Origin of the sequence: Streptomyces sp. NPDC001093, from assembly GCF_040298985.1 — a bacterium.
Taxonomy (GTDB): domain Bacteria; phylum Actinomycetota; class Actinomycetes; order Streptomycetales; family Streptomycetaceae; genus Streptomyces.
Window position 1 is genome coordinate 18,436 of sequence record NZ_JBEPBF010000048.1, and the last position, 24,348, is coordinate 42,783.

Sequence of the window (24,348 nt, forward strand, 5' to 3'; positions counted from 1 at the left end):
TCCCGCGTCCACCATGCGAGCGACGATAGGAAGGGGGCCACCGTCCTTTCCGGGAGAGGCCATGACCGCTGCAGAAGACCTCGTCGCCGCCGCCGAAGCCCACTGTGCGCCCACCTACCATCCGCTGCCGGTCGTCGTGGCCACGGCGGAGGGGGCGTGGATGACCGACGTGGAGGGGCGGCGCTATCTGGATCTGCTGGCGGGCTACTCGGCGCTGAACTTCGGGCACGGCAACCGGCGGCTCGTCAAGGCGGCGAAAGCCCAGCTGGAGCGGGTGACGCTGACCTCCCGCGCCTTCCTGCACGACCGGTTCGCGGCGTTCTGCACGGAGCTGGCCGAGCTGTGCGGGATGGAGATGGTGCTGCCCGTGAACACCGGGGCGGAGGCGGTGGAGAGCGCGGTGAAGACGGCCCGGAAGTGGGGGTACCGGGTGAAGGGGGTGCCCGCGGAGATGGCGAAGATCGTGGTCGCGGGCGGCAACTTCCACGGCCGTACGACGACCATCATCAGCTTCTCCACCGACCCCGGGGCCCGGGCGGACTTCGGGCCGTACACGCCCGGGTTCGAGATCGTGCCGTACGGCGATCTGACCGCGATGCGTCAGGCGCTGACCGAGAACACCGTGGCGGTGCTGCTGGAGCCGATCCAGGGCGAGAACGGGGTGATCGTGCCGCCGGCCGGCTATCTCCCCGTGGTGCGGGAGCTCACCCGCGAGCGGAACGTGCTGTTCGTCGCCGACGAGGTCCAGTCGGGTCTCGGCCGCACCGGGCGGACCTTCGCCTGCGAGCACGAGGGGGTGGTCCCGGACATGTACGTGCTGGGCAAGGCGCTGGGCGGCGGGATCGTGCCGGTGTCGGCGGTGGTGTCGAGCGCGGAGGTGCTCGGGGTGTTCCGGCCGGGCGAGCACGGGTCGACGTTCGGCGGGAATCCGCTGGCCTGCGCGGTGGCGCTGGAGGTGATCGCGATGCTGCGCACGGGCGAGTTCCAGGCGCGGGCGGCCGAGCTGGGTGAGCGGATGCACCGGGCGCTGGGGGCGCTGCTGGACACGGGCGCGGTGACGGCGGTGCGCGGGCGTGGGCTGTGGGCGGGCGTGGACGTCCCACGCGCCCGCGGCACCGGGCGGGAGGTCTGCGAGCGGCTGATGGAGCGCGGGGTCCTCGTGAAGGAGGCCCATGGTCCGACGCTCCGGATCGCGCCGCCGCTGGTGATCGAGGAGAGCGAACTGGATTGGGGGGTGGCACAGTTGGCGGCAGTGCTGGAGGCTTAGGGGATCACCGTGTCCGGGGGGATCTGATGGCCATGAACCGTGGGACCGTGCCCACGTCCACCGCACGTGCACTCGGCGCGATCATCTGTGTCGTGCTGGCGTTGCTCGAACTCGCCTGGATGATCCGGGACTTCCGTGGCGCCGGGCTGCACGACACCGTGTGGACCTGGTTCGGGGGGATGCTGCCGGGACAGCACCACGGAATCCTGGCGACCTCCGCCGTGGACGTGGTGCTCCTCGTCGTGTACGCCGTCGCCGGCCTGACGGCCACGAAGCCCGCCGGTCGCAGCGCCCTGGCCACGGCCGCCGCGCTCACCCTCGCCTACCGGACCCCCACCGTGTGGATGCTCGGCGCGGACTGGGCCGAGGGGGCGCCGGACCGCACCCTCGTGCTGGTCACCGCCGTCGCCGAGGTCCTCGGGGCGGTCTATCTGATCATCGCCGCACTGGTGGCCGGCCGGCCGGCGGGAGCCCCGGCCGCACCGCCGCGGCCCGGTCCGGCCGTCTGCGCCGGGGTGCTGCTCGCGGTCTTCGGGGTGGTGGGCGCCGCCTGGCAGCTGTGGGACATGCGGGAGTTCACCGCCGAGAAGTACGGCCCCCTCACCTACTGGCACATGCTCACCGGTGAGCACACCATCAGCGCCCTGCTGGCGCCCGCGCCCGCCTGGAGCGGCTGGGCGACGGCGGTGCTGTGCGTGCTCACCGCGGTCCAGGCGTTCGTCAGGACACCGCTGGCCCGCACGATGGGCATGGCTCTCGGCGGGACGCTGATCGTCTTCGGCACGGTGGCGCTCGTCCAGTACCACACGGAGCACATCCCGTTCACCCTCCACCACGCGGCCACGAACGTCGTCCTGCAGCGACTCACCCTGCTCCTGGAGATCGCCGTCGGCGTCGTGGCCCTGCTGCTGCTCGCGATCCCGGACCTCCGCCCGGTCATGACCGACCAGCCCGGCCGGCGGCCACCGGCCCAGGCGTACGGCGGCTGGAACCCCCCGGCGCCGTGACAGCCGCCGCGGGGCGTCAGCCTAGAGAACGGTAAGAGCGCAGGCCACAGGGGTTGGCCGGATCAGCCGTCTCCTAGAGTCCCCTTGTGGTCTTCGGAATGGTGTGCGCCCTTGGCGCGGCGGTCTGCTTCGGCACCGCGACGGTGTTGCAGGCGGTTGCCGCGCGAGCGGCGAGCATGGACGGGAGTGGCGGCGGTGACGCGGCACTGCTGCTGCGGGCGCTGCGACAGTGGCGGTACATCGCCGGGCTCGCGCTGGACGGGCTCGGCTTCCTGTTCCAGATCGCGGCGCTGCGGTCCCTGCCGATCTATGCCGTCAGCGCGGCGCTGGCCTCGAGTCTGGCGGTGACCGCGGTGGTCGCGGCGCGGCTGCTGCGGGTGCGGCTGAGCGGGACCGAGTGGAGCGCGGTGGCCGTGGTGTGCGCCGGGCTGGCGATGCTGGGGCTGGCGTCCGGGCCGGAGGGGAACCAGGACGGTTCGGACGCCTTGCGGTACGTGATGCTCGCGGTCGCGGTCGGCATGCTGCTGCTCGCGTTCGCGGGCGGTCGGCTGACCGGCCCGGGGCGGGCGCTGGTGCTCGGACTCGGGGCCGGGTTCGGGTTCGGGGTGGTGGAGGTCTCGGTCCGGCTGATCGACAGCCTGGCGCCGCTTGATCTTCTGACCAACCCGGCGGCCTATGCGCTGCTGATCGGAGGAGGCGCGGCGTTCATGCTGCTCACCTCGGCCCTGCAGCGGGGTTCGGTCACCACCGCCACCGCCGGCCTGGTGATCGGCGAGACCATCGGTCCGGCGGCCGTGGGCGTGGTGTGGCTGGGGGACCGCACGAAGGAGGGGCTCGCCTGGCTGGCGGTGCTGGGGTTCCTGGTGGCTGTGGTGGGGGCGTTGGCGCTGGCCCGATTCGGAGAGGCACCCGCGGAGGAGCAGCCCGCCTGAGCGGGCGGCACCTACCTCACCACCCGCCGCACCCAGGCCGCCCACCAGGACGACCGCTACCGCGTGCAGACCCGACGCGGCCCTGCTCGACCTCGTTTACCGGCAGTTCCTCGAGGCGGGAGGTCCGCATGAATAGCGCAATCGCCTCCCCCGGTACCGGCCGAAGGCCCCGTTCCTACGGCAGCACCCTGCACAACGCCTCCAGTGCCCCCGCCCACGCGCTGTCCGGTGGGGTCGCGTATCCCACGACCAGCGCGTCCAGCGGTTCGGCGACCGCCTCCGGGTGGCGGTGGAAGGCGAGGCCCTGCAGGGCCAGGCCCTGCCAGGTCGCGGCCTGGATCACCGACTGTTCCATGCCCGCCGGCAGGCGCAGCACCGCGTGCAGGCCGGCGGCGATGCCGGTGACCGTCACCTCGGGGGCGCGGGCGGAGACGGCGGCGGCGAGGGCGTCGCGGCGGCGCCGGTAGCGCAGGCGGGAGGAGCGGACGTGACGGTCGTACGCGCCGGAGGTGATGAACTCGGCGAGGGTGAGCTGTTCGAGCACCCCCACGGTGTCGGTGGTGCCCTTGGCCGAGGCCGCCTCCTCCGCCAGAGACGCCGGCAGCACCATCCAGCCCAGTCGCAGGCCGGGGGCCAGTGACTTGCTGGCGGTGCCGAAGTAGATCACGCGGTCGGGGTCGAGGCCCTGGAGGGCGCCGACGGGCTGGCGGTCGTAGCGGAACTCGCCGTCGTAGTCGTCCTCCAGGACCAGCCCGCCGGTGCGCCGCGCCCAGTCCACGACGGCGGCCCGCCGGTCGGGGTGCAGGGGCGTGCCCATGGGGAACTGGTGGGCGGGGGTCAGCAGGACCGCGCCCTGCCCGCCCAACGCCCTTGTGCCGGTGCCGAGTTCGTCGTACGGGAGGGCCGGTGTGGTCAGTCCGGACCGCTGCAGCAGGCCCCGGTACGCGTCGAGGCCGTACGACTCGACCGCCACCGTCCGCACCCCGCGCGCCCGCAGCAGAGTGCCGGTGAGGCGCAGCGCGTGGGCGAACCCGGAGGTGATCAGCACCCGCTCCGGGTCGGCGCGGACACCGCGCACCCGTGCGAGGTACCCGGCGAGGGCGGTGCGGAGTTCGGGCCTGCCCCGCGGGTCGCCGTAGCCGAGGGCGTCGTACGGGGCGGTGGTGAGGGCGCGGCGGGCGGCCCTGAGCCACTCGCTGCGCGGGAAGGCGGCGAGGTCGGGGGCGCCGGGCAGGAGGCTGTACGTCGGCCGGTCGGGCTCCCGGTGGCGGGGTCCCGCGCCCCTGCCGGAGGGCGGAGTCGCCGCCAGCGCCGCCACCCGTGTGCCCGAGCCCTGCCGGGCGGTGAGCCAGCCCTCCGCCACCAGGTCCGCGTAGGCCTCGGCGACGGTGTTGCGGGCGATGCCGAGATCGGCGGCGAGGGTGCGGGAGGAGGGCAGCCGGGTGCCGGGGGCGAGTCGGCCGGTGCGGACGGACTCGCGCAGGGCGTCGGTCAGGCCCCGGCGCAGCCCGCCGGAGCCGGCCGGTTCGAGGTGCAGGTCGACGCCCAGAGTGGCCCAGGATTCCACCATGGAAATGGACCATACTCCTGGGCTGCCTCGCTCGTAGGGTCGGAGGCATGAGTACTGCAGAGGAAACCGTCGAGTACGCCCCCGAGCCGGCCCCGCGACTGGCCTGGGCCAAGCACGCCCCCGAGGTCTACAAGGCGATGGTCCGGCTGGACAGCGCCGCCAAGCAGGGGCTGGACCCCCAGCTGTACGAGCTGGTGAAGATCCGCGCCTCGCAGCTCAACCACTGCGCCTTCTGTCTCGACATGCACACCAAGGACGCGCTCGCGGCCGGTGAGAGCGTGCAGCGGATCGTGCAGCTCAGCGCGTGGGAGGAGTCGAGGCACTTCTACACCGGGAAGGAGCTGGCGGCGATCGAGCTGACCGAGGCGATCACCGTCCTGACCGACGGCTTCGTGCCGGACGAGGTCTACGAGAGGGCGGCGAAGCACTTCGAGGAGGCCGAGCTGGCCCAGCTGATCGCCGCGATCACGGTGATCAACGCCTGGAACCGGTTCGGTGTGACCACGCGGATGGCCCCGGGCCACTACCAGCCGGGGTCGCACAAGTGAACCGTACCCAGCTGCTGGACCCGAAGGTCGGGCAGGCGATGTCCGCGCTCAGCGCGGCCGCGAAGAGGGGGCTCGGCGATCCGGTCCTCGCCGAACTGGTGATGATCCGCGCCTCGCAGCTCAACCACTGCGCGTTCTGCCTGGACATGCACCGTCGAGTGGCCCGCGGGAACGGCGAGTCGGAGGACCGGATCCAGCTCCTCAACGCCTGGGAGGAGACCGGGGACCTCTTCAGCGAACGGGAGCGGGCCGCGCTCGCGCTGACCGAGGCGGTCACCGTGCTGACCGAGGGCTTTGTGCCGGACGAGGTGTACGAGAGGGCGGCCAAGCACTTCACCGAGCCCGAACTCGCCCACCTGATCGCCCTGATCACTGCCATCAACGGCTGGAACCGGATCATGGTCAGCCGTCGCGTTCCACCCGGGGGTTACCAGCCGTGAACAAGGTCGATGTCTTCCGTGCCCTGCATCGCAAACGCCCCCAGGGCGACCCGCTGGTCCTGCCCGGCCCCTGGGACGCGGCCAGTGCGCGGGTGTTCGTGGAGGCGGGGTTCCCGGCGCTGGCCACACCGAGCGCCGGGGTGGCCGCCTCGCTCGGGTACGCGGACGGGGCCACCCCGGCCGACGAGATGTTCGCCGCGGTCGCCCGGATCGCGCGGGCGGTGGACGTGCCGGTGTCGGCGGACATCGAGAGCGGGTACGGGCTCGCGCCGAAGGAGATCGTGGAGCGGCTGCTGGAGGCCGGCGCCGTCGGCTGCAACCTCGAGGACTCCGACGGGGGTGTTCTCAAGGACCCGCACGAGCAGGCCGAGTTCCTCGCCGAGGTCCGCTCGGCCGCCGCCGACCGGCTGTTCGTCAACGCCCGGGTGGACGTCTTCGTGCACGGCGACAAGGATCCCGAGCGGGCCATCGAGCGGGCCGCGCTGTACGTGGCGGCGGGCGCGGACTGCGTCTATCCGATCCTCGCCCCCGCCGGCGTACTGCCCCTGCTGCGGTCCGGCATCCAGGGCCCGCTCAACGCGCTGTCCCGCCTGGACGGGGAGGGCCCCTCACCCACCGGACTCGGCGAACTCGGGGCCACCCGCATCACGTTCGGGCCGGGACCGCAGCGGCGGGCCACCGCGGCGGTCCAGGACCTCGCCGAGGCCCTCAAGGGATGACGGCGTCAGGACAGCCACCGCTTCCACACGTCAGGGTGGCTGTCCACCCACTTCTTCGCCGCGTCCTGCGGCGAGAGCTTCTGGTCGGCGATCATCAGGGAGACCTCGTTCTGGTCCTCGGTCGTCCACTGGAACCTCTTCAGGAAGGCCGCCGCCTTGCCTCCCGACCTGGCGAAGCCGGCGTTGAGGTACTTCTGCAGCGGGGTGTGCGGGTAGGCGCAGGCGACCTTCGCCGCGTCCGCGTCGCAGCCGTCCTTGTACGGCGGCAGCTTCACCTCCGTCATGGGCACCTTCTTGAACAGCCACTGGGGGGCGTACCAGTACGTCAGGAAGGGCTTGTGCTGCTTGGCGAACTGTTTCATCTGGGTGATCTGGGCGGCCTCGGAGCCGGCGAAGACGACCTGGTAGTTCAGTCTCAGGTTGTTCACCAGGGCCTTGTCGTTGGTGACGTACGACGGGGAGCCGTCCATCAGCTGGCCCTTGCCGCCGCTCTCCGCGGTGCGGAAGAGGGAGGCGTACTTGTCGAGGTTCTTCCAGTTCGTGATGTCCGGGTGCTGCTGGGCGAGGTAGGTGGGGACGTACCAGCCGATGTGGCCGGTCACCCCGAGGCCGCCGCCCCGCCGAATCGTCTTCTTGTCCTCGACGTACCGCTTCTCCTGGTCCGGGTGGCCCCAGTCCTCCAGGATGGCGTCGACCCGGCCCTGGCTGAGCGCGTCCCAGGCGGGCACCTCGTCGACCTGGACGGTGTCGACGCGGTAGCCGAGCTTGTGCTCCAGCAGGTACTGGGCGACGGCCACGTTGGACTGGGCGCCCACCCAGGACTGCACGGACAGGGTCACGGACTTCGCGCCCTGGGCGTTGGCGAAGGGCGACGCCTGCTTGGTCATGTCGGCGGCGCCGCAGCCGGTCACCGTCAGCAACAGCAGCGAGCCCACCGCGAGTGTCGTACGTGCGCGCATGTCAGGCTCCCTTCGTCGCGCGTCGCTCGGTCGGCTGCGTCACCCGGTCGAGCATCAGGCCCAGGCAGACGATCGCGGCACCGGCCACCAGACCGGTCGCCAGGTCGCCCTGGGCGAGGCCGAAGGCCACGTTGTAGCCGAGGGCGCCGCCGCCGACCAGGCCGCCGATGATGACGACGGCGAGGACCAGGACCACACCCTGGTTGACGGCGAGCAGCAACGACCGCTTGGCGAGCGGGAGTTGGACCTGCCACAGCTGCTGCCGGCCGGTCGCGCCGAGCGAGCGCGCCGACTCCAGTGCGGCCGGGTCGACCTGGCGCAGGCCCTGGGCGGCGATCCGGACGACGGCGGGCAGCGCGTAGACGACGGCCGCGGCGACGGCCGGGGCGCGGCCCACGCCGAACAGGGCGACGACCGGGATCAGGTACACGAACTGCGGCATGGTCTGGAACACGTCGAGGATTGGGCGCAGGGCGCGTTCGACGCGGTCGCTGCGGGCGGCGGCGATGCCGGTCGCGAAGCCGAGGACCAGGGTGACGGCGACGGCCGCGAGCACCTGGGACAGCGTGTCGAGGGCCGGTTCCCAGACCCCGAGGACGCCGATCGCGGCCATGGCGAGGACGGCGGTCAGCGCGGTGCGCCAGGTGCCGATCGACCAGGCCAGGGCGGCGATGATCAGCAGCACCGACCACCAGGGCAGCCACTGCAGGCCGCCGCGGACGGGGTCCAGCACCCAGGTGGTGAAGTGGCCCGCCCAGTCGGCCGTACCGCCGACGACCGGGACGCCGGAGTAGAGGTGGTTGGTCATCCAGTCGACGGCGCGGTTGACCGGTTCGGCGATGTCCAGTGTCCAGCCGGAGGGCCAGTCGAGGCGGCCGAGGAGCCGGGCGGCCAGGGCGACGGCCACGGTGACGGCCAGGGCGTAGGCCCAGCCGATGGTCTTCGGGCGGGTGGTGCCGTCGCCTGCCGCCGCGGTCACGCGGTCGAGGACGATCGCGAGGAGCACGATCGGGATGCCGGCGGCGAGGGCCTGGCCGACGTCGACCGAGGCGAGCGCCTGGTAGACGCGGTCGCCGAGGCCGCCGGCGCCGATGACCGAGGCGATGACGGCCATGGACAGCGCCATCATGATCGTCTGGTTGAGGCCGAGGAGGAGTTCTCCCCGGGCCAGCGGGATACGGGCGGTCAGCAGCCGCTGGCGGCGGGTCGCGCCGAGCGACTCCACGGCCTCCAGGACCTCGGGGTCGGCGCCGCGCAGGCCGAGCGCGGTGAGGCGGGCCATCGGCGGGGCGGCGTACACGACGGTGGCGAGCACGGCCGCGGGGACGCCGATGCCGAAGACCAGGACGACGGGGAGGAGGTAGGCGAAGGCCGGGAGCACCTGCATGGTGTCCAGGACCGGGCGCAGGGCGCGGTCCAGGCGGTCGGACAGGCCGGCGGCGAGGCCGAGGAGCGCGCCGACGACCACGGAGGCGAGGACCGCGATGACCATGAGCGCGAGGGTCTGCATGGTCGGCACCCACATGCCGAGGGCGCCGCAGGCCAGGAAGGCGATCGCGGTGCCGGCGGCGAGGCGGGGGCCGGCGAAGCGCCAGGCGAGCAGGGCGCCGAGCGCCGTGACGCCGGTCCAGCCCGCGGCGAGCAGGGTGAGGTAGACGGCTCGTACGGACAGGACGACCGCGTTGCTGATGTAGCCGAAGAAGTAGAGGAACAGGGGGTGGCTGTCGCGGTTGTCGATGACCCAGTTGCTGGCGCTGGTGAGCGGTTTGTCCAGGCTGACGGTCAGGTCGTGGGGCCAGGATCCGCCGTGCAGGAGGGGCAGGAGTACGGCGGTGACGAGCGCGAGGAGGAGGAGTTTGCCCGCGGTACGGCTCTTCAGGACGCGGGGTCCGGCGGTACGGGAGGTCGGAAGACTGAGGGTTGCCATCAGACGGCCTCCGGGCTGGTCCGGGGGCCGGGTACGGCCACGTCGATGCCGGCCACGACGTCCAGCAGCAGCTCGTGGTCCACGGTGCCGACGCAGGCGCCGTCCTCCACCACGCACGCCGGTGTGCCGGTCTCGGCCACGGTTCTGATGGCGTCCGCGACCACCGCGTCCGGGGCGAGGGCGCCCGGGTGCTCCGGGCCGCCGCAGGCACCCGGCTTCATCGCCGTACGCACCGTCATGACCTGCTCGCGCGGCACGTCCCGGACGAACTCGCGGACGTAGTCGTCGGCCGGGGAACCGACGATCTCCTCCGGGGTGCCCAGTTGGACGACCTTGCCGTCGCGCATCAGGGCGATGCGGTCGCCGAGCTTCAGGGCCTCGGCCAGGTCGTGGGTGATGAACACCATGGTGCGGCCCTCCTCGCGGTGCAGGCGGGCCACCTCGTCCTGCATGTCGCGCCGGATGAGCGGGTCGAGGGCGCTGAACGGTTCGTCGAACAGCAGCACCTCGGGGTCGACCGCCAGTGCCCGCGCGAGCCCCACGCGCTGGCGCTGGCCGCCGGAGAGCTCGGCGGGGCGGCGGTGTTCCATGCCTTCGAGACCGACCTTGGCGACGACCCCGGCGGCCCGTTCGCGCCGCTCGGCCCTGCCGACGCCCTGGATCTCCAGGCCGTACGCCACGTTGTCCAGGACCGTGCGGTGCGGGAGCAGGCCGAAATGCTGGAAGACCATGGCGGCCCGGTGCCGGCGCAGTTCGCGCAGGCGGGTTCTGTCCATCGCGCGGACGTCCTCGCCGTCGATGGAGATCGTGCCCGCCGTCGGTTCGATCAGGCGGGTGAGGCAGCGGACCAGGGTGGACTTGCCGGAGCCCGACAGGCCCATGACCACGAAGACCTCGCCCTTGCGGACGTCGAAGGAGACGTCGCGGACGGCCGCCGTACAGCCCGTGCGGGCGCGCAGGTCGGCGGGTTCGAGGGCGGCCAGTCCGGGGTCGTCGGGTATCCGCTGCGGCTTGGGGCCGAAGACCTTCCACAGGCCGGAGACGGAGAAGACGGGGGTGTCGTCGGTGGGCGGCTTGCGGGTGGGGACGGTGAGGGTCATCGGGCGTCACCTCCGATAAGGTCGACGGCCCTCTCCCCGACCATGAGCACCCCGATCATCGGGTTGACGGCGGTCATGGTGGGGAAGACGGACGCGTCGGCGATGCGGATGCCGTCGAGGCCGCGGATTCTCAACTCCGGGTCCACTACGGCGAGTTCGTCGTCGGCGGCGCCCATCTTGCAGGTGCCGGCCGGGTGGTAGACGGTGTGCGCGACCTTGCGGGCGTACTCGCTGAGTTCGGCCTCGCCCTGGATCTCGGGGCCGGGGCACACCTCGCGCTTGAGCCAGCCCGCCAGCGGCTCGGTCCTGGCGATCTCACGGGCGATGCGGATGCCGTCGACCAGGGTCCGGGCGTCGTAGTCGGCCTCGTCGGTGAAGTAGCGGAAGTCGAGGGCGGGCTTGACGGAGGGGTCGGCGCTGGTGAGGTAGAGGCGGCCGCGGCTCTTCGGCTTGGGGATGTTCGGGGTCATCGAGACGCCGTACGGGGGGCGTTCGTAGCCGAGCCGTTCCGGGTTGTCCGTGAACGGGACCTGGTAGAAGTGGAACATCAGGTCCGGGCCCGCGTGGCCGGGGTCGCGGCGCACGAACAGGCCCGCGTCGGAGTCCATCGCCGAGTTCTCCGGGATGGGGCCGTGGGTCTCCCAGACGATGACCGACTCGGGGTGGTCCAGCAGGTTCTCGCCGACGCCCGGCAGGTCGTGGACGACCGGGATGCCCAGCTCCTCGAGGTCCCCCCGGGGCCCGATGCCCGAGTGCAGCAGCAGGCGCGGCGAATCCACGGCGCCCGCGCACAGCACGACCTCGCTCCGGGCCCGTATCAGCAGTCCCTCGCCGTCCTTGGTGCGCACGTGGACGCCCTCGGCGCGGGTGCCGGTCAGCTCGAGCCGGTACGCCCAGGTCTCCAGCAGGACGGTGAGGTTGGGGCGCTGGTCCATCACCGGGTGCAGGTACGCCACCGAGGCCGAGGACCGCTTGTTGTTCTCGGGGTGGTAGGCGAGGTCGAAGAAGCCGGCGCCCTCGGTGAACGGCTTCCTGTTGAAGCCCTCGACGCGGGGGACGCCGAGGGCGGCCTGGGCGGCGTCGACGAAGTCGCGGGCGATGGCGTTGCGGTCCTTCTCGTCGACGGAGACGATGTTGTTCTTCAGGCGGGCGAAGTAGGCCTCCATGGGGACGGCGCCCCAGCCCTTGGCGCCGGCCTCCTCCCACTCGTCCCAGTCGGACGGCAGCGGCTTGAAGGAGATGAGGGTGTTGTGGGAGGAGCAGCCGCCGAGGACGCGGGCGCGGCTGTGCCGGATGTGGGAGTTGCCGCGTGGCTGCTCCACCGTCGGGTAGTCGTAGTCGAGTTCGCCGCCGAGCAGGCCCATCCAGCGGCGCAGGGTGAGGACGTCGTCGCGGCCTACGTCGCTCGGGCCGCCCTCGATGACGGCGACGGTGACGTCCGGGTTCTCGGTGAGGCGGGAGGCGATGACGGAGCCTGCGGTGCCGCCGCCGATGACGACGTAGTCGTAGACGTGGGGGGTCTCGGGCATGGGGGTACTACTCCAGGGGTGTGGAACGAGGTCGGGGCTCAGCCGGCGAACCAGCGCACGGGCTTCGGCGCGAGGTTCTGGTAGACGTGCTTGGTCTCGCGGTACTCGGCGAGTCCGGCGGGCCCCAGCTCGCGGCCGGTGCCGCTCCTGCCGAAGCCGCCCCACTCCGCCTGCGGCAGGTAGGGGTGGAAGTCGTTGATCCAGACGGTGCCGTGGCGGAGCCGGCCGGCGACGCGGCGGGCCTTGCCGGGGTCGGTGGTCCAGACGGCGCCGGCGAGGCCGTACTCGGTGTCGTTGGCGAGGAGGACGGCTTCCTCCTCGGTGCGGAAGGTCTCGACGGTGAGGACCGGGCCGAAGACCTCCTCGCGGACCACCCTCATCTCGCGGTAGCAGGCGTCGAGGACGGTCGGCTCGTAGAAGTAGCCGGACTCCGGGCGGTCCTCACCGGGCTCCGGCCGCTTGCCGCCGCAGCGCAGCACGGCGCCTTCTTCGAGCGCGGAGGCGACGTACGCCTCGACCTTGGCGCGCTGCTGCCCGGAGACGAGCGGGCCGCACTCGACGCCGTCCGCGGTGCCGCGGCCGAGCCTGATCCTCTGGGCGCGGCGGGCGAGTTCGCCGACGAAGCGGTCCCTGATCGACTCCTCGACGATGAGGCGGGAGCCGGCCGAGCAGACCTGGCCGCTGTGGATGAAGGCGGCGTTGAGGGCCTGGTCGACGGCGGTGTCGAAGCCCTCCTCGGTGGCGCAGGCGTCGGCGAAGACGACGTTGGGGTTCTTGCCGCCGAGTTCGAGGGTGACCTTCTTCACGGTCGGGGCGGCGGCCTGGGCCACCTTGGTGCCGCTGGCCAGGCCGCCGGTGAAGGAGACCAGGTCGACGTCGGGGTGCTCGGCGAGGCGGGCGCCCACGGTGTGGCCGGGGCCAGTGACGAGGTTGGCCACGCCCGCGGGCAGACCGGCCTCCGCCAGCAGCTCGATCAGCGCGACGGTGGTCATCGGGGTGATCTCGCTGGGCTTGATCACGAAGGTGTTGCCGGCGGCGAGCGCCGGGGCGATCTTCCAGCTGGCCTGGAGAAGCGGGTAGTTCCAGGGGGTGATCAGCGCGCAGACGCCGACCGGCTCGTGCACGACGACGCTGTGGATGTCCGGGGAGCCCGCGTCCACGACCCGGCCCGGCGCCTCGGCGGCGACCAGGTCGGCGAAGTAGCGGAAGGCGTCGGCGACACAGTCGATGTCGATCCGGCCCTCCTCGGCGGTCTTGCCCGCGTCCCGGCTCTCCAGCAGGCCGAGCCCCTCTCGGTCCCGCACCAGGAGGTCGGCGACCCGGCGCAGCAGGGCGGCGCGTTCGGCGACCGGGGTGTGCGGCCAGGGGCCGTGGTCGAAGGCCTGGCGGGCCGCGGCCACCGCACGCTCGGCGTCCTTCTCGTCGCCCTCGGCGACCACGGCGAACGGCCGGGCGTCCGCGGGGTCGAGGATCTCGCGTGTCGCGCCGGAGAGCGCTGCCAGCCACTCGCCTCCCGCGTGGATGGTCGCCTGGGCCTGTCGTGCCGTTGTGTCCGCCATGATCGGTGTTGCCTTCCGTTCCTGATCCGTGCCCCTGTGTGACATGCGTGTCACGCTCGGGGACCGTCGCCGCCTGCCCAGGACCGGCGACTCGCATGCGCGATCGAGACCCGAAAGTGCGCGGTGTCACATCACCGCACACCTGATCATCAACACCCCGACCATGTGATTCGAGTATTCACGGAATACAATTGGCCGCGCATTTATAATTCCTTAGATCACGCGTCAACAGGAAATCGACAGACCCCACTTCCGGGTCACCGCATTCCCCCGAATGCCTCAGAGCCCACCTCCACCGGCCGTCGTTAGCTGACCGTGATGCGATTGGACTGGCTCACGGCCGAGGATCATACGACGACCACGCTGCGCTGGGGAGCGGAGGCGGATCTCACCTCGTGCTCGGACCTTCTCGACGATTTCCTGAAAAAAATCAACACCATGGAAAATGAATATCGGCGGTCGATGGCAGCTCTGTACAGGGCATCCTGAGGCGGGGGTACGGAGGTAAATCGATGGACACCTGGAACATCCCGGAACAGGACATCGCGCCGAACGACTGGGACCCCGTCGAGGAACTGGCCCAGATACTGTCCACGCCGACCAGCGTCAGCCCCGTCACCACCCCCCTGGACCTGCCGCACCCGCGCAGGGTCAGCCGCCGCAGGCTCCGGCAGGACCATCTGCTCGACGGCGGCCGGCGCGTCACCCACATCACGGTGCTGATCGCGACGGTGTCCGTGTGCGCGGTGTGCATGCTGGGCTGGTCCGTCTGCTATTCCTACGGGCAACTGCGTGAAATCGCCTCGTCGGTGCTGCCGTCGGGACTGGCGCAATGCTGGCCGCTGACGGTGTACGGGCCGTGGTTCGTGGCCGCCCTCTCCGTTCTGCGGGCCACCGCTCAGCGCCGCAGTGCGCGCCGCTCCTGGTGCGTGGTGCTGGCCGCTTCCGCGATGGCCGTGGCGCTGTGCGTCAGCCACTCGTCACATGCGCTGCTGTCGTTAGTGATCTTCGGGATTCCGCCGGTCACCGCTCTGGTGTGCTTCTGGGAACTCGTCGGCCAGATCTCGGCCAGGAGTCGTCCGCGGCACGCCACGCACAGCGAGCCGCCCGATTCCACACCGTGAGGCCGCGTCGTCCGCGCCATGGACGCGGCGGTGGTCTCTGACTACAGTCAAAGAATGAAAGCCTTTGACCAGAGTCAAAGACCACCGGTCCGGGCGGAGGACGTGGCCGCCTTCCGCCGCTTCAACCGGTACTTCACCCGCCGCATCGGCGTCCTGGACGACCACTACCTCGGTCAGGACCGCCCGCTCGGCGAGGCCCGGCTGCTGTTCGAGATCGGTGAGGGCGTGTCCCTGCGGGAGCTGCGCCGGCGGCTCGGTCTGGACGCCGGATACCTGAGCCGGATGACGAAGGCCCTTCAGGCGCAGGGCCTGATCCGGCTCGTGGTGCCCGCGCACGACAACCGGCTGCGGCTGGTCGAGCCGACCGCGGCCGGCCGCGCCGAGGTCGCCGAGCAGCAGCGCCGGGCGGACGCCCTCGCCGCCGGTCTCCTCGAAGGCCTCGGCCCCGCCCAGCGGGCCGAGCTGACCGCGGCCATGGCGACCGCGGAGCGGCTGCTGCGGCTGGCCGCGATCAGCGTGGAGACCGTCGACGGCGCCTCGGCGGACGCGCGGGCCTGCCTGGACGCCTACGCGGCGGACATCGACGCCCGCTTCCCCGAGGGCTACGACAAGGCGGCCCTCGTACGCCCCGAGGAGGTGGCCGGGGACGCCGGCGCCTTCCTGGTGGCGTACGAGGAGCGGCGCCCGGTGGGCTGCGGCGCCCTCAGACGCCTCGCCCCCGGGGTCGGCGAGATCCGGCATGTGTGGGTGCACCCCGAGGCGCGCCGGCTGGGGCTCGCGCGGCGGCTGCTGGCGGGGCTGGAGCGGGAGGCGCTGACGCGCGGCCTGACGGTCGTACGCCTGGACACGCACACCGTGCTCACCGAGGCGCAGGCGATGTACCGGGCGTGCGGGTACACGGAGATTCCGCGCTACAACGACGACGTCTACGGCGGCCACTGGTTCGAGAAGCGGCTACCTCTCGAGGACGGCGCCTGACACCTCGTTCATCAACTCCCGTACGCAGCCGCGCAGCCAGGCGTGGGCGGGGTCGGCGTCGTGCCGGGGATGCCAGGCGAAGCCCACCTCGACCGCGGGGAGCGGCAACGGGATCTCGAAGGTGGCCAGGCCGAGGGAGTCGGCCATCGGGCGGCTGTTGGTGGTGATCAGCCCGATCAGGTCGGTCTCGCGCAGCACGAACAGTGAGGCCGGGTAGGTGCCGACGCTGCCCACCACCCGGCGGGTGAGGCCGAGTTCGGCCAGGGCGTCGTCGATCGGGCCGCGCTGCCGGCCGCGCCGGGAGACGACGAGATGACCGGCCTCCCCGGCGAACCGCCCGGGCGTCAACTCCCCCTGCAGCAGCGGGTGTCCGGGCCGTACGACGCCCAGCATGCGCTCCTCGTACACCGTCTCCCGGTGCACCTCGGGCGCGGTCGTGTCGATCACCCCGACCTCCAGGTCGGCGGTGCCCTGGCGCAGGAACGGGACGTCCACATGGCTCTCGGACAGGAAGCGCAGCCGGATGCCGGGGGCCTCGCGGGCGGCGCGGGCGAAGAGGGTGGCGCCGTGGGCGGCGGCGATCGCGTCGTGGCCGAGGATCGTGAAGGTACGGGAGACCGCCCGCAGGTCGGTGTCGCGGCCCGGCGCGAACAGGGCCCGGGCGCGCTCCACCACCGCGCTCACCTCGGCCCGTACGGCCAGCGCGTGCGGAGTGGGCACCATCCGGCGTCCGGCGCGCACCAGGACCGGATCGCCGAGCGCCTTGCGGATCCGGCCGAGGGTACGGCTCATGGCGGGTTCGGACAGATGCAGCCGGTGGGCGGCGCCCTGCACGCTCTGTTCCTCCAGCAGCACGTCCAGCGCGACCAGCAGATTCAGGTCGAGCCCGGCGGATTGCGTCATGTGCAGGTATCCCTTGCGAAGGTTGCACTGGAAAGCAGGTCACCGGCGAGCCTACGGTGAGGGCGCATCCCCCACCACCCACCGAAGCTCCCGGGAGGAGCCGTGCCCACGCACGCCCTGAAACGCCCCACCCTGCTCGCGCTGTGCGCCTGCGTCCTGGTCGCGCAGAGCATGGTCGCCGCCGTCAACCTCCTCATACCGCAACTGAGTTCGTCGTCCCTGCATCCCTCGCGCACCGAGATCCTGTGGACGGTCGACGCCTACGTCATCGTCTTCGCGGGCCTGCTCATCCCGGCCGGCGCACTCGGGGACCGGTACGGCCGCAAGGGCGCCCTGCTCGCCGGGCTCGCCCTGTTCGCGGCGGGCGCCGCCACCAGCGCGCTCGCGACCGGCCCGGCCGTCCTGACAGTCGGCCGGGGCCTGTCCGGCGCCGGTGCGGCCCTGATCACCCCGGCCACCCTCTCGATCCTGATGCAGCTGTCCGCGCCCGAGCACCGGGCCCGCTCGATGGGCGCCTGGACCCTGTCGATCGGCCTGGGCGGCGCGGCCGGCAACCTGGGCGGCGGCCTGGCCGGGCAGTTCCTCACCTGGCGCGCCCTGTTCGCGGTGATGGTCCCGCTCGCCGTCGTCCTCGCGGTGGCCGTCTCGACCACGGTCCCGCGCACCGAACGCTCCCCCGCCGGCAACCCCGACCCGCTCGGCACCCTGCTGCTGACGGCGGGCCTGGTGGCGATCCTGTTCGGCATCATCGAGGGCCCGGCGTACGGCTGGACCTCCGCACGCATCCTGGGTGCCTTCGCGGCGGGCGCGCTGCTGATCGCCGCCTTCACCGCCCACGCCCTGCGCTCGGCGGCCCCCCTCTTCGACCCGCGGGTCTTCGCCTCCGCACGCCTGCGGGCGGCCTCCCTCGGCACGGCCACCGGCTTCTTCGGCCTGTTCTCCCTGTTCTTCGTCAACTCCCAGTACCTGCAGGGCGTGAAGGGCTACGGCGCCGCCCTCACCGGAGTGGCGATCATGCCCCTGGTCTTCGGGATGGCCGTGGCCCAGAAGCTGGCCACCCGCTGGGCCGACCGCCCCCGCGCGGTCATCGGCACCGGTCTCGCCCTGATCGGCCTCGGCCTGCTCGGCGCGTCCACGGCCGACGCGGGCACGCCGTACGCGGTGTTCGTCTGCTGGCTGCTGGTCATCTCCGCGGGCGCCGGACTGTCCATGCCCGCCCTGACCGTCGGCGTGGTCACCTCCCTCCCGGCCCACCGGGCGGGCCTCGGCTCCGGCCTCGGCACCACGGCCCGCGAGACGGGGGCCGCGCTCGGCGTCGCCGTCACCGGCACGGTGCTGTCGGCCCACGCGGACCTGCTCCACGGGATGGGGCCGGCGCTGCGGACGGTGGGGGTGGTGGTGCTGGCGGCCACGGCCCTGGTGGTGGCGGGGTACGGCGGCGGCGGGGCCGGGGGCCGCGGGGTGAGCGCCGGGCGGGCGCGGGAGCTGTCCGGTGCGGGCCGCCCATGACCGGGGCGGCAGGGCAGGCCCACCGCTGCGGGCCGGGCTCAGGGGACGACTGACGACCGGGACCGGCCCGCGCTCCGGCTCACTCCCTGTACCCCGTTGCGCGCGCAGCGCCTGGATTCTCCCCCACTCCCCCACTCCGCGACCTGACCCCGAACGCACCGGTCCCCGGCCGCTGTCGCAGCGGCCGGGGACCGAGTGGGATGCTGCCGATCAAGCGTGACCGGTCAGATCAGGCCGAGGCCGCGAACCGCGTCGCGCTCCTCCTCGAGCTCCTTCACCGACGCGTCGATGCGGGCGCGGGAGAACTCGTTGATGTCCAGGCCCTGGACGATCTCGTACTTGCCGTCCTTGCAGGTGACCGGGAAGGAGGAGATCAGGCCCTCCGGGACGCCGTAGGAGCCGTCCGACGGGATGCCCATGGAGGTCCAGTTGCCCTCGGCGGTGCCGTTGACCCAGGTGTACACGTGGTCGATCGCGGCGTTGGCGGCGGAGGCGGCCGACGAGGCACCGCGGGCCTCGATGATCGCGGCACCGCGCTTGGCGACGGTCGGGATGAAGTCCTCGGCGAGCCACTTCTCGTCGTTCACGACCTCGGCGGCGTTCTTGCCGGCGACCGTGGCGTGGAAGATGTCCGGGTACTGGGTGGCGGAGTGGTTGCCCCAGATGGTCAGCCGCTTGATGTCGGCGACCGTGGAGCCCGTCTTCTTCGCGAGCTGGGTCAGCGCGCGGTTGTGGTCCAGGCGGGTCATCGCGGTGAAGCGCTCGGCCGGGACGTCCGGCGCGGCGGCCTGCGCGATGAGCGCGTTGGTGTTGGCCGGGTTGCCGACGACCAGGACCTTGATGTCGTCCGCTGCGTGGTCGTTGATGGCCTTGCCCTGCGGCTTGAAGATGCCGCCGTTGGCCTCGAGGAGGTCGCCGCGCTCCATGCCCTTGGTACGGGGACGGGCGCCGACCAGGAGGGCTACGTTGGCGCCGTCGAAGGCGACGTTCGGGTCGTCCGTGATGTCGATGCCCTGGAGCAGCGGGAAGGCGCAGTCGTCCAGCTCCATGGCCGTGCCCTCGGCGGCCTTGAGCGCCGGGGTGATCTCCAGCAGGCGCAGCTTGACCGGCACGTCCGCGCCGAGCAGCTGGCCGGAGGCGATGCGGAAGAGCAGGGCGTAACCGATCTGGCCGGCCGCGCCGGTGACGGTGACGTTCACGGGAGTGCGGGTCATGGCGTTCTCCGTATGACAGCTGGCGGTGGGGCGTCCCGGGCCCCGGGCGGATGATCGATCTCTTGGCGTCAAGAGATCGATCCAGCGGTCAGGCTATCGCGCATCCGGCATGCGAGACGCGCAGGGCCCTGTGGCTCACCCCACAAGTCGGAGGAGTGTCGAACGAAAGGGGCGGCCGCCCGTCCGGGAGAGGGGGAGAGGACGGAGGCGGCCGCCAGGTGGGGGTACCGGACTGCCGGACTCCCGTGGGGGTATCGGGCCGCGTGCCCAGAATCCGGCCCGGCATGCACCCGGCCCCGGAATTTCATCGTCCCGATTCCCCGCACACCGTCCGCGCACGCCGTCCAGCGGATGTGCCGAGCCCCATCTGTCCTGTTCGGGCAGTCCGTTCTGCCCTGTTCGGGCAGTCCGTTCCACCGCACGCCGTACGCCGGTGCGCCGCCCGCCCCTGTCGGGGGGAGTGCCGCGCCGCCGTACGGCCGCCACAGACACCACAGGACAGGGCCGGGCCCGTCGACTCCGGGCCACCACCGGGGATCGACGCGACACACCCGCAGCGACCGACAGGCGCCACCGCCGGGTGCCATGGGCCAGGCCCCAACCGCGCCTTGTCCGGTGCGCCCCTTCGCCCTACTTGGTGCACCCCGTCCGCCCGGACGCCAGCGTCGCACAGGCCTTGGCCTCCGCCGCGTCCTTCACGGCGACCATCGGGGTGTAGGCGATGGTGTCGCCGACGCCGGAAGTCTCGCCGGTCTGCCGGGCCTTCCCCACGGAGATCTGGACCTTGTCACCCTGGCCGGCGCCGGTGATGCGGCCCCAGGCGGTGCCGCAGGCCTTGCTGTAGCGGACCTCCAGGGTGGTGGCCCCGACGGTGGCGGTCTTGGCGGTGGTCACCAGGTCACCGCTGCACCCCATGGCCTCGGCGTCCTTGCCGTCGCAGGTGGCGCCGGCGCACTTGACCCCGGGCGGCGGGGTCGCGTGCGCGGTGGCGCTCGGGGACGGCTGCCTGGCGGCGTTGCCGTGCTTCGCTCCGCCCTGGTTGGTGAAGAAGAAGACGGCGCCGATGACGACGAGCACGCCGACGAGCCCCGCGAGGAACATGATCACCCGCTGCCGGCCGGCGTTCCCCGGGGCCGGGGTGCCTCCCCCGGACGGGGTGGCCCCAGCGGGCCCGGGCTCCTGTGGCCGGCCGTCGTACGGGTTAGGGGCGGTCGGGGTCCGGCCGGGACCCTCGGGCGGGCCGGCGGGCCGCGCACCGTTCGCGGCAGCGGCGCCGGCCCCTGCGCGGACCCCGCCTCCGGGGCGGGCGCTCGCCTTGGACGGGCCCTGATACCCGGCCAGACCCCAGGAGTTGCCACCCGAGGTCCCACCAGGCCCGAAGCCTTCCCGGCGGGCCTCACCGAGGCCCATCGCATCTGCCGTACCCGGGCCCGCTGCGTCGGACGCCTCCCGGCCCGTGCCGTCGGCCACACCCCCGCCCGCTCCGTCGGCCGGCCCCCGGCCCACGCGGTCCACGGCGCCCAGCCCTGCTGCGTCGACCGGCCCCGGCCCCACGCCGTCGCCCGAGCCACGCCCGGATCCATCTCCCGAGCCACGCCCCGAGCCGTCACCCGAACGCCGCCCCGAGCCCTCGCCCGCACCACGCCCCGGACCATCACCCGAGGCACGCCCCGGACCTTGCCCCGAACCCCCGCCCGGGCCACCACGCCCCGAGCCGTCGACCGGCCCCCGCCCCACGCCATCGTCCGGCTCCGAACCAAAACCGTCGCCCGGACCACGACCCATACCGTCGCCCGCGCCATGCCCCGGACCGCCGCCCGACCCACGACCCGGCTCCTGCCCCACGCCGTCCCCCGGTCCCCGAAGGGAACCGTCGGTTCGACCACGGCCGCCGGCCCGATCGCGTCCGCGTCCCGCCTCGTCCCGCGCGTCGGCGTCGGGGGCCGTCGGCTGGGTGGGGATCGTCGGGGAGACGCCGGCCGGGCCGGCGATGCCCATGGCCGCGCCGGCGCCCTTGCGGCCGGACGGGCCGCCGGTCGCCTCGGCCGCCCCGAACTCCCCCAGCGCGGCGCGCGCCTGGGAGATGCGGATCGCCTCCATGGTGCGGTCGTGCCGCAACTCGGCCCGGCTCCAGGCGCGTTCGGCCAGCTCCCACATCGTGGTCAGATGCACGAGGTTGGTGCCGGTGACCTCCGCGAGCGCGACGATCGCGCCCTTGGGGGCGAGAAGCCGGCCGCCCAGGTAACGCTCCCAGGACGTCTTGCTGTAGCCCGTGCGGTCGGCGAGTGCCGCGATGCTCAGGCCGCTGCGGTCCACGAGCCGCCGCACCTGCTGGGTGAACTCCTTGATCTGCGGGTCCAGGTCCTCGGGCAGATCTTTCCAGCGAGGCATCGATTCCCCCTCTTGCTCTCCCCCGGCGTTTCCCCGTCCTGGCTACCCACAAGGATGCGCCGACTCGGGATCCCAGTTCCCGGAGTGGGGGCGCACGGGAGCACCAATGCCGCCGGTCATGCCCCAACGTATCCCGAACTGTCAAGACATCGACACGCTGAGGACACATGTCGCAGTGCCGGAACACGGTAGCGGAACGGTCACTTCCGTGCCACAGCGCACAGACAGGCGTTGAACAGGCAGTTCCCGTCGGGGAAGGCTGAGTTGTGACGGTGGCCCACCCCTCATCGGGGGAGGGGGTGGGCCACCGTTCTGCCGCACCGCCGTGCGGACTCGCTCACCTGTTGCTGAGCGTGACGTGCAGGAGATCCTTCAGGAACGGGACCACGATCCACGGCCTGGGCTGGGCCATCATCGCCAGCAGGACGATCGCGAGGCCGAGGACGCCGTAGGTGGCGATGTCCGTGAAGCGGGAGCGCACGGCGAGCATGCCGACGCTCGGAAGTATCCAGCGCATGACCGCGCCCGCCAGCAGGGCCGCGCCGATCAGCAGGGTGCCGGCGCGGAACGCGTCGAGGGCGGTCAGCAGCAGGCCGAACGCGACCCCGCCGAGCACCACGAGCAGGGGCCACTGCCGCGCCGGGGCCGGGGCGTCACCGGAGGCGGCCCGGCCGCCGCCCTCGGGCCGCGCGGTGTCCCGGGTGATCCTCGGGAAGCGGCGGGTGGTCCGCTTCGCAGGCTCCCCGGCGCTGTGCGTACCGCGGGTGACCGCCCCCGCGCGGGCGCGCTCAGCCGGCACTGCGCTCCGCCGCCTCGACCACGTTGACCAGCAGCTGCGCCCGGGTCATCGGGCCCACACCACCGGGGTTCGGGGAGATCCAGCCGGCCACCTCGGTGACGTCCGGGTGGACGTCGCCCATGATCTTGCCCTCGGCGTTGCGGGAGACACCGACGTCCAGGACGGCGGCGCCCGGCTTGACGTCCTCGGCGCGGATCAGGTGCGGGGCACCGGCCGCGGCGATGATGATGTCGGCCCGCTTCAGGTGGGCGGACAGATCGCGGGTTCCGGTGTGGCACTGGGTCACGGTGGCGTTCTCGCTGCGCCGGGTGAGCAGCAGCGGCATCGGCCGGCCGATCGTGACACCGCGGCCGACGACCACGACCTCGGCGCCCTTGATCTCCACGCCGTGCGCGCGCAGCAGGGAGAGGATGCCGTTGGGGGTGCAGGGCAGCGGGGCCGGCTCGTTCAGCACCAGCCGCCCGAGGTTCATCGGATGGAGCCCGTCGGCGTCCTTGGCCGGATCCATCAGCTCCAGGATGCGGTTCTCGTCGATGCCCTTGGGCAGCGGCAGCTGGACGATGTAACCGGTGCAGGCCGGGTCCTCGTTCAGCTCGCGTACGACCGCCTCGATCTCCTCCTGGGTGGCCGTGGCCGGCAGCTCGCGCTGGATGGAGGCGATGCCGACCTGCGCGCAGTCGCGGTGCTTGCCGGCGACGTACTTCTGGCTGCCGGGGTCGTCCCCGACCAGGATCGTGCCGAGGCCGGGCGAGACGCCCCTCTCCTTCAGCGCCGCCACGCGGGCGGTCAGATCGGACTTGATCGCGGCTGCGGTGGCCTTGCCATCGAGAATCTGGGCGGTCATACCCCCATCCTCGCGGATGACCCGCCCCCGGTTCCAATCCGGGTGCCCCGCCGCCCTCCCCCGCTATGTCACAGCATGATCAGTGATGTTGCACTTGCACAACACCTCACGATTCCGGCTGGACAAGTAAGACCGACCTAAAGAACGATGAGCACTACAGTGCCGCGGACAGTGCCGGGGGGACGGACCGCATCTGTAGAACTCTCCTCCGAACCGTGCCGCGCGTCGTCCCCGCACTTGGATCAACGGAGGAAGAGCGCCATGAGCTTTGGCGACCCGAACAACCCCTACGGCCCGCCGCCCCAGCAGCCTCCGGCCGCTCCCGGTTACGGCTACCCGCAGCAGCCGCCCGCTCCGCCGCAGGGCTACGGTTACCCGCAGCAGCCCGCCTACCCCGGCTACCCGGGCGGCGCCATGATGCCGCAGACGATGCCGGGCCTGATGGTCACCGCGCGGGTCATGCTCTACATCGTGGCGGCCGTGCAGATCATCATCGGTATCTTCGCGCTGTACATCGCCGCGACGATCAACGACGTGTCCAACGCGGGCGAGGACACCTTCGGCAACAACACCTTCTCCAACATCGGTCACGACGGCGCCGGCATCGTCCTCGTCCTCGCGCTGATCTTCCTGGGGCTCTCCGGGCTGTCGATCACACTGGGCGTGAAGTTCACCCGCGGCGGCCAGGGCATCCGCATCACCACGATGATCTACGGCATCCTCGGCGCCCTCGTCGGCGTCCTGATCCTGATCGGCGCGGCGAACCAGGGCACCAGCACCGGACTGATCTCGGCGCTGCTGTGGATGGGCTTCGGCGGCATCATGGCCGCCGCGATGATCGCCCCCTCCGGGGCGGCCTGGTTCGACCGCCCGCGCTACTGAACCCGCCCGCGCGACGGAACAGTTCGCGCCATTTCAACGCCGAGGGCCGTGTCTCACCCGTCCAGGGGGAGGCACGGCCCCGCTGTCTCCCCCTAGGCTGACCGGCGGAGCCGTTCCCGGCCGGAGTGGCCGTCAGGCACGGGGAGA

Annotated in this window: 22 protein-coding genes; 11 read left to right on the plus strand and 11 right to left on the minus strand. The window is 72.3% G+C overall.

Annotated elements, in window-relative coordinates; translation table 11 throughout:
- Positions 1 to 61 precede the first annotated feature (61 nt).
- The 3 genes from rocD to ABT288_RS23660 all read left to right on the plus strand — a co-directional run bounded on the left by rocD (position 62) and on the right by ABT288_RS23660 (position 3,206).
- A complete protein-coding gene (gene rocD, locus ABT288_RS23650) occupies positions 62 to 1,267 on the plus strand; it encodes an ornithine--oxo-acid transaminase (RefSeq protein WP_351611083.1) in 1,206 nt (401 codons plus the stop codon).
- Between the two features lie 47 nt (positions 1,268 to 1,314).
- Complete coding sequence (locus ABT288_RS23655; RefSeq protein WP_351611086.1) at positions 1,315 to 2,274, plus strand: hypothetical protein; 960 nt, start codon at positions 1,315 to 1,317, stop codon at positions 2,272 to 2,274.
- A 98-nt stretch (positions 2,275 to 2,372) separates the two neighbouring features.
- Positions 2,373 to 3,206, plus strand: a complete 834-nt coding sequence (locus ABT288_RS23660; RefSeq protein ID WP_351611176.1) for a DMT family protein — start codon at positions 2,373 to 2,375, stop codon at positions 3,204 to 3,206.
- Between the two features lie 175 nt (positions 3,207 to 3,381).
- Here the strand turns inward: ABT288_RS23660 and pdxR are convergent, their stop codons facing one another.
- The gene (pdxR, locus tag ABT288_RS23665) at positions 3,382 to 4,776 is read right to left on the minus strand and encodes a MocR-like pyridoxine biosynthesis transcription factor PdxR (protein ID WP_351611088.1); all 1,395 of its coding nucleotides are present in this window, start codon (positions 4,774 to 4,776) and stop codon (positions 3,382 to 3,384) included.
- A gap of 47 nt (positions 4,777 to 4,823) precedes the next feature.
- Between pdxR and ABT288_RS23670 the strand changes: the two genes are divergently transcribed.
- The 3 genes from ABT288_RS23670 to ABT288_RS23680 are packed head-to-tail and all read left to right on the plus strand — an operon-like array spanning position 4,824 to position 6,483.
- Positions 4,824 to 5,324 (plus strand): carboxymuconolactone decarboxylase family protein, encoded by a 501-nt coding sequence (locus ABT288_RS23670; RefSeq protein WP_351611091.1) that lies wholly within the window; start codon positions 4,824 to 4,826, stop codon positions 5,322 to 5,324.
- Complete coding sequence (locus ABT288_RS23675) at positions 5,321 to 5,764, plus strand: carboxymuconolactone decarboxylase family protein (RefSeq protein ID WP_351611093.1); 444 nt, start codon at positions 5,321 to 5,323, stop codon at positions 5,762 to 5,764. The genes ABT288_RS23670 and ABT288_RS23675 overlap by 4 nt, the downstream gene beginning before the upstream one ends.
- Positions 5,761 to 6,483 carry an isocitrate lyase/PEP mutase family protein gene (locus ABT288_RS23680; protein WP_351611096.1) on the plus strand — a complete coding sequence of 241 codons (723 nt, stop codon included), beginning with the start codon at positions 5,761 to 5,763 and terminating at the stop codon, positions 6,481 to 6,483. The genes ABT288_RS23675 and ABT288_RS23680 overlap by 4 nt, the downstream gene beginning before the upstream one ends.
- Positions 6,484 to 6,488: 5 nt before the next feature.
- On the opposite strand, the gene ABT288_RS23685 is transcribed toward ABT288_RS23680, so the two are convergent.
- From ABT288_RS23685 to ABT288_RS23705, 5 genes are read right to left on the minus strand one after another with little or no spacing between them, the layout of a single operon-like run.
- On the minus strand, positions 6,489 to 7,442 hold the full coding sequence (locus ABT288_RS23685) for an ABC transporter substrate-binding protein (RefSeq protein ID WP_351611098.1): 954 nt from the start codon (positions 7,440 to 7,442) through the stop codon (positions 6,489 to 6,491).
- 1 nt (position 7,443) lies between these two features.
- Positions 7,444 to 9,369 (minus strand): ABC transporter permease, encoded by a 1,926-nt coding sequence (locus ABT288_RS23690; RefSeq protein ID WP_351611100.1) that lies wholly within the window; start codon positions 9,367 to 9,369, stop codon positions 7,444 to 7,446.
- Positions 9,369 to 10,469: a quaternary amine ABC transporter ATP-binding protein gene (locus tag ABT288_RS23695; protein WP_351611103.1), complete on the minus strand. Its 1,101-nt coding sequence runs from the start codon at positions 10,467 to 10,469 to the stop codon at positions 9,369 to 9,371. The genes ABT288_RS23690 and ABT288_RS23695 overlap by 1 nt, the downstream gene beginning before the upstream one ends.
- A complete protein-coding gene (locus ABT288_RS23700) occupies positions 10,466 to 11,998 on the minus strand; it encodes a GMC family oxidoreductase (protein ID WP_351611106.1) in 1,533 nt (510 codons plus the stop codon). The genes ABT288_RS23695 and ABT288_RS23700 overlap by 4 nt, the downstream gene beginning before the upstream one ends.
- A 38-nt stretch (positions 11,999 to 12,036) precedes the next feature.
- Entirely contained in the window at positions 12,037 to 13,557 is a 1,521-nt protein-coding gene (locus ABT288_RS23705; protein ID WP_351611109.1) for an aldehyde dehydrogenase family protein, read from the minus strand.
- 324 nt (positions 13,558 to 13,881) lie between these two features.
- Here ABT288_RS23705 and ABT288_RS23710 point away from each other — a divergent pair, with 324 nt between their 5' ends.
- From ABT288_RS23710 to ABT288_RS23720, 3 genes are read left to right on the plus strand one after another with little or no spacing between them, the layout of a single operon-like run.
- On the plus strand, positions 13,882 to 14,046 hold the full coding sequence (locus ABT288_RS23710) for a hypothetical protein (protein ID WP_351611112.1): 165 nt from the start codon (positions 13,882 to 13,884) through the stop codon (positions 14,044 to 14,046).
- Between the two features lie 23 nt (positions 14,047 to 14,069).
- Positions 14,070 to 14,681 (plus strand): DUF2637 domain-containing protein, encoded by a 612-nt coding sequence (locus ABT288_RS23715; RefSeq protein WP_351611115.1) that lies wholly within the window; start codon positions 14,070 to 14,072, stop codon positions 14,679 to 14,681.
- 54 nt (positions 14,682 to 14,735) lie between these two features.
- Positions 14,736 to 15,659: a GNAT family N-acetyltransferase gene (locus ABT288_RS23720; RefSeq protein ID WP_351611118.1), complete on the plus strand. Its 924-nt coding sequence runs from the start codon at positions 14,736 to 14,738 to the stop codon at positions 15,657 to 15,659.
- Here the strand turns inward: ABT288_RS23720 and ABT288_RS23725 are convergent.
- Positions 15,636 to 16,562 (minus strand): LysR family transcriptional regulator, encoded by a 927-nt coding sequence (locus ABT288_RS23725; RefSeq protein WP_351611121.1) that lies wholly within the window; start codon positions 16,560 to 16,562, stop codon positions 15,636 to 15,638. The two genes, ABT288_RS23720 and ABT288_RS23725, sit on opposite strands and share 24 nt — an antisense overlap.
- 102 nt (positions 16,563 to 16,664) lie before the next feature.
- Here ABT288_RS23725 and ABT288_RS23730 point away from each other — a divergent pair, with 102 nt between their 5' ends.
- Complete coding sequence (locus ABT288_RS23730; protein WP_351611124.1) at positions 16,665 to 18,071, plus strand: MFS transporter; 1,407 nt, start codon at positions 16,665 to 16,667, stop codon at positions 18,069 to 18,071.
- 224 nt (positions 18,072 to 18,295) lie between these two features.
- On the opposite strand, the gene ABT288_RS23735 is transcribed toward ABT288_RS23730, so the two are convergent.
- The 4 genes from ABT288_RS23735 to ABT288_RS23755 form a co-directional block, all read right to left on the minus strand.
- Entirely contained in the window at positions 18,296 to 19,285 is a 990-nt protein-coding gene (locus tag ABT288_RS23735) for a malate dehydrogenase (protein WP_351611127.1), read from the minus strand.
- A gap of 630 nt (positions 19,286 to 19,915) precedes the next feature.
- Entirely contained in the window at positions 19,916 to 21,676 is a 1,761-nt protein-coding gene (locus tag ABT288_RS23740; RefSeq protein WP_450859786.1) for a helix-turn-helix domain-containing protein, read from the minus strand.
- A 337-nt stretch (positions 21,677 to 22,013) separates the two neighbouring features.
- Positions 22,014 to 22,475: a DUF3017 domain-containing protein gene (locus ABT288_RS23750; RefSeq protein ID WP_351611129.1), complete on the minus strand. Its 462-nt coding sequence runs from the start codon at positions 22,473 to 22,475 to the stop codon at positions 22,014 to 22,016.
- Positions 22,465 to 23,319 carry a bifunctional methylenetetrahydrofolate dehydrogenase/methenyltetrahydrofolate cyclohydrolase gene (locus ABT288_RS23755; protein WP_351611132.1) on the minus strand — a complete coding sequence of 285 codons (855 nt, stop codon included), beginning with the start codon at positions 23,317 to 23,319 and terminating at the stop codon, positions 22,465 to 22,467. The genes ABT288_RS23750 and ABT288_RS23755 overlap by 11 nt, the downstream gene beginning before the upstream one ends.
- Before the next feature lie 261 nt (positions 23,320 to 23,580).
- Here ABT288_RS23755 and ABT288_RS23760 point away from each other — a divergent pair, with 261 nt between their 5' ends.
- Positions 23,581 to 24,201: a hypothetical protein gene (locus ABT288_RS23760; RefSeq protein ID WP_351611135.1), complete on the plus strand. Its 621-nt coding sequence runs from the start codon at positions 23,581 to 23,583 to the stop codon at positions 24,199 to 24,201.
- Positions 24,202 to 24,348: the final 147 nt, after the last annotated feature.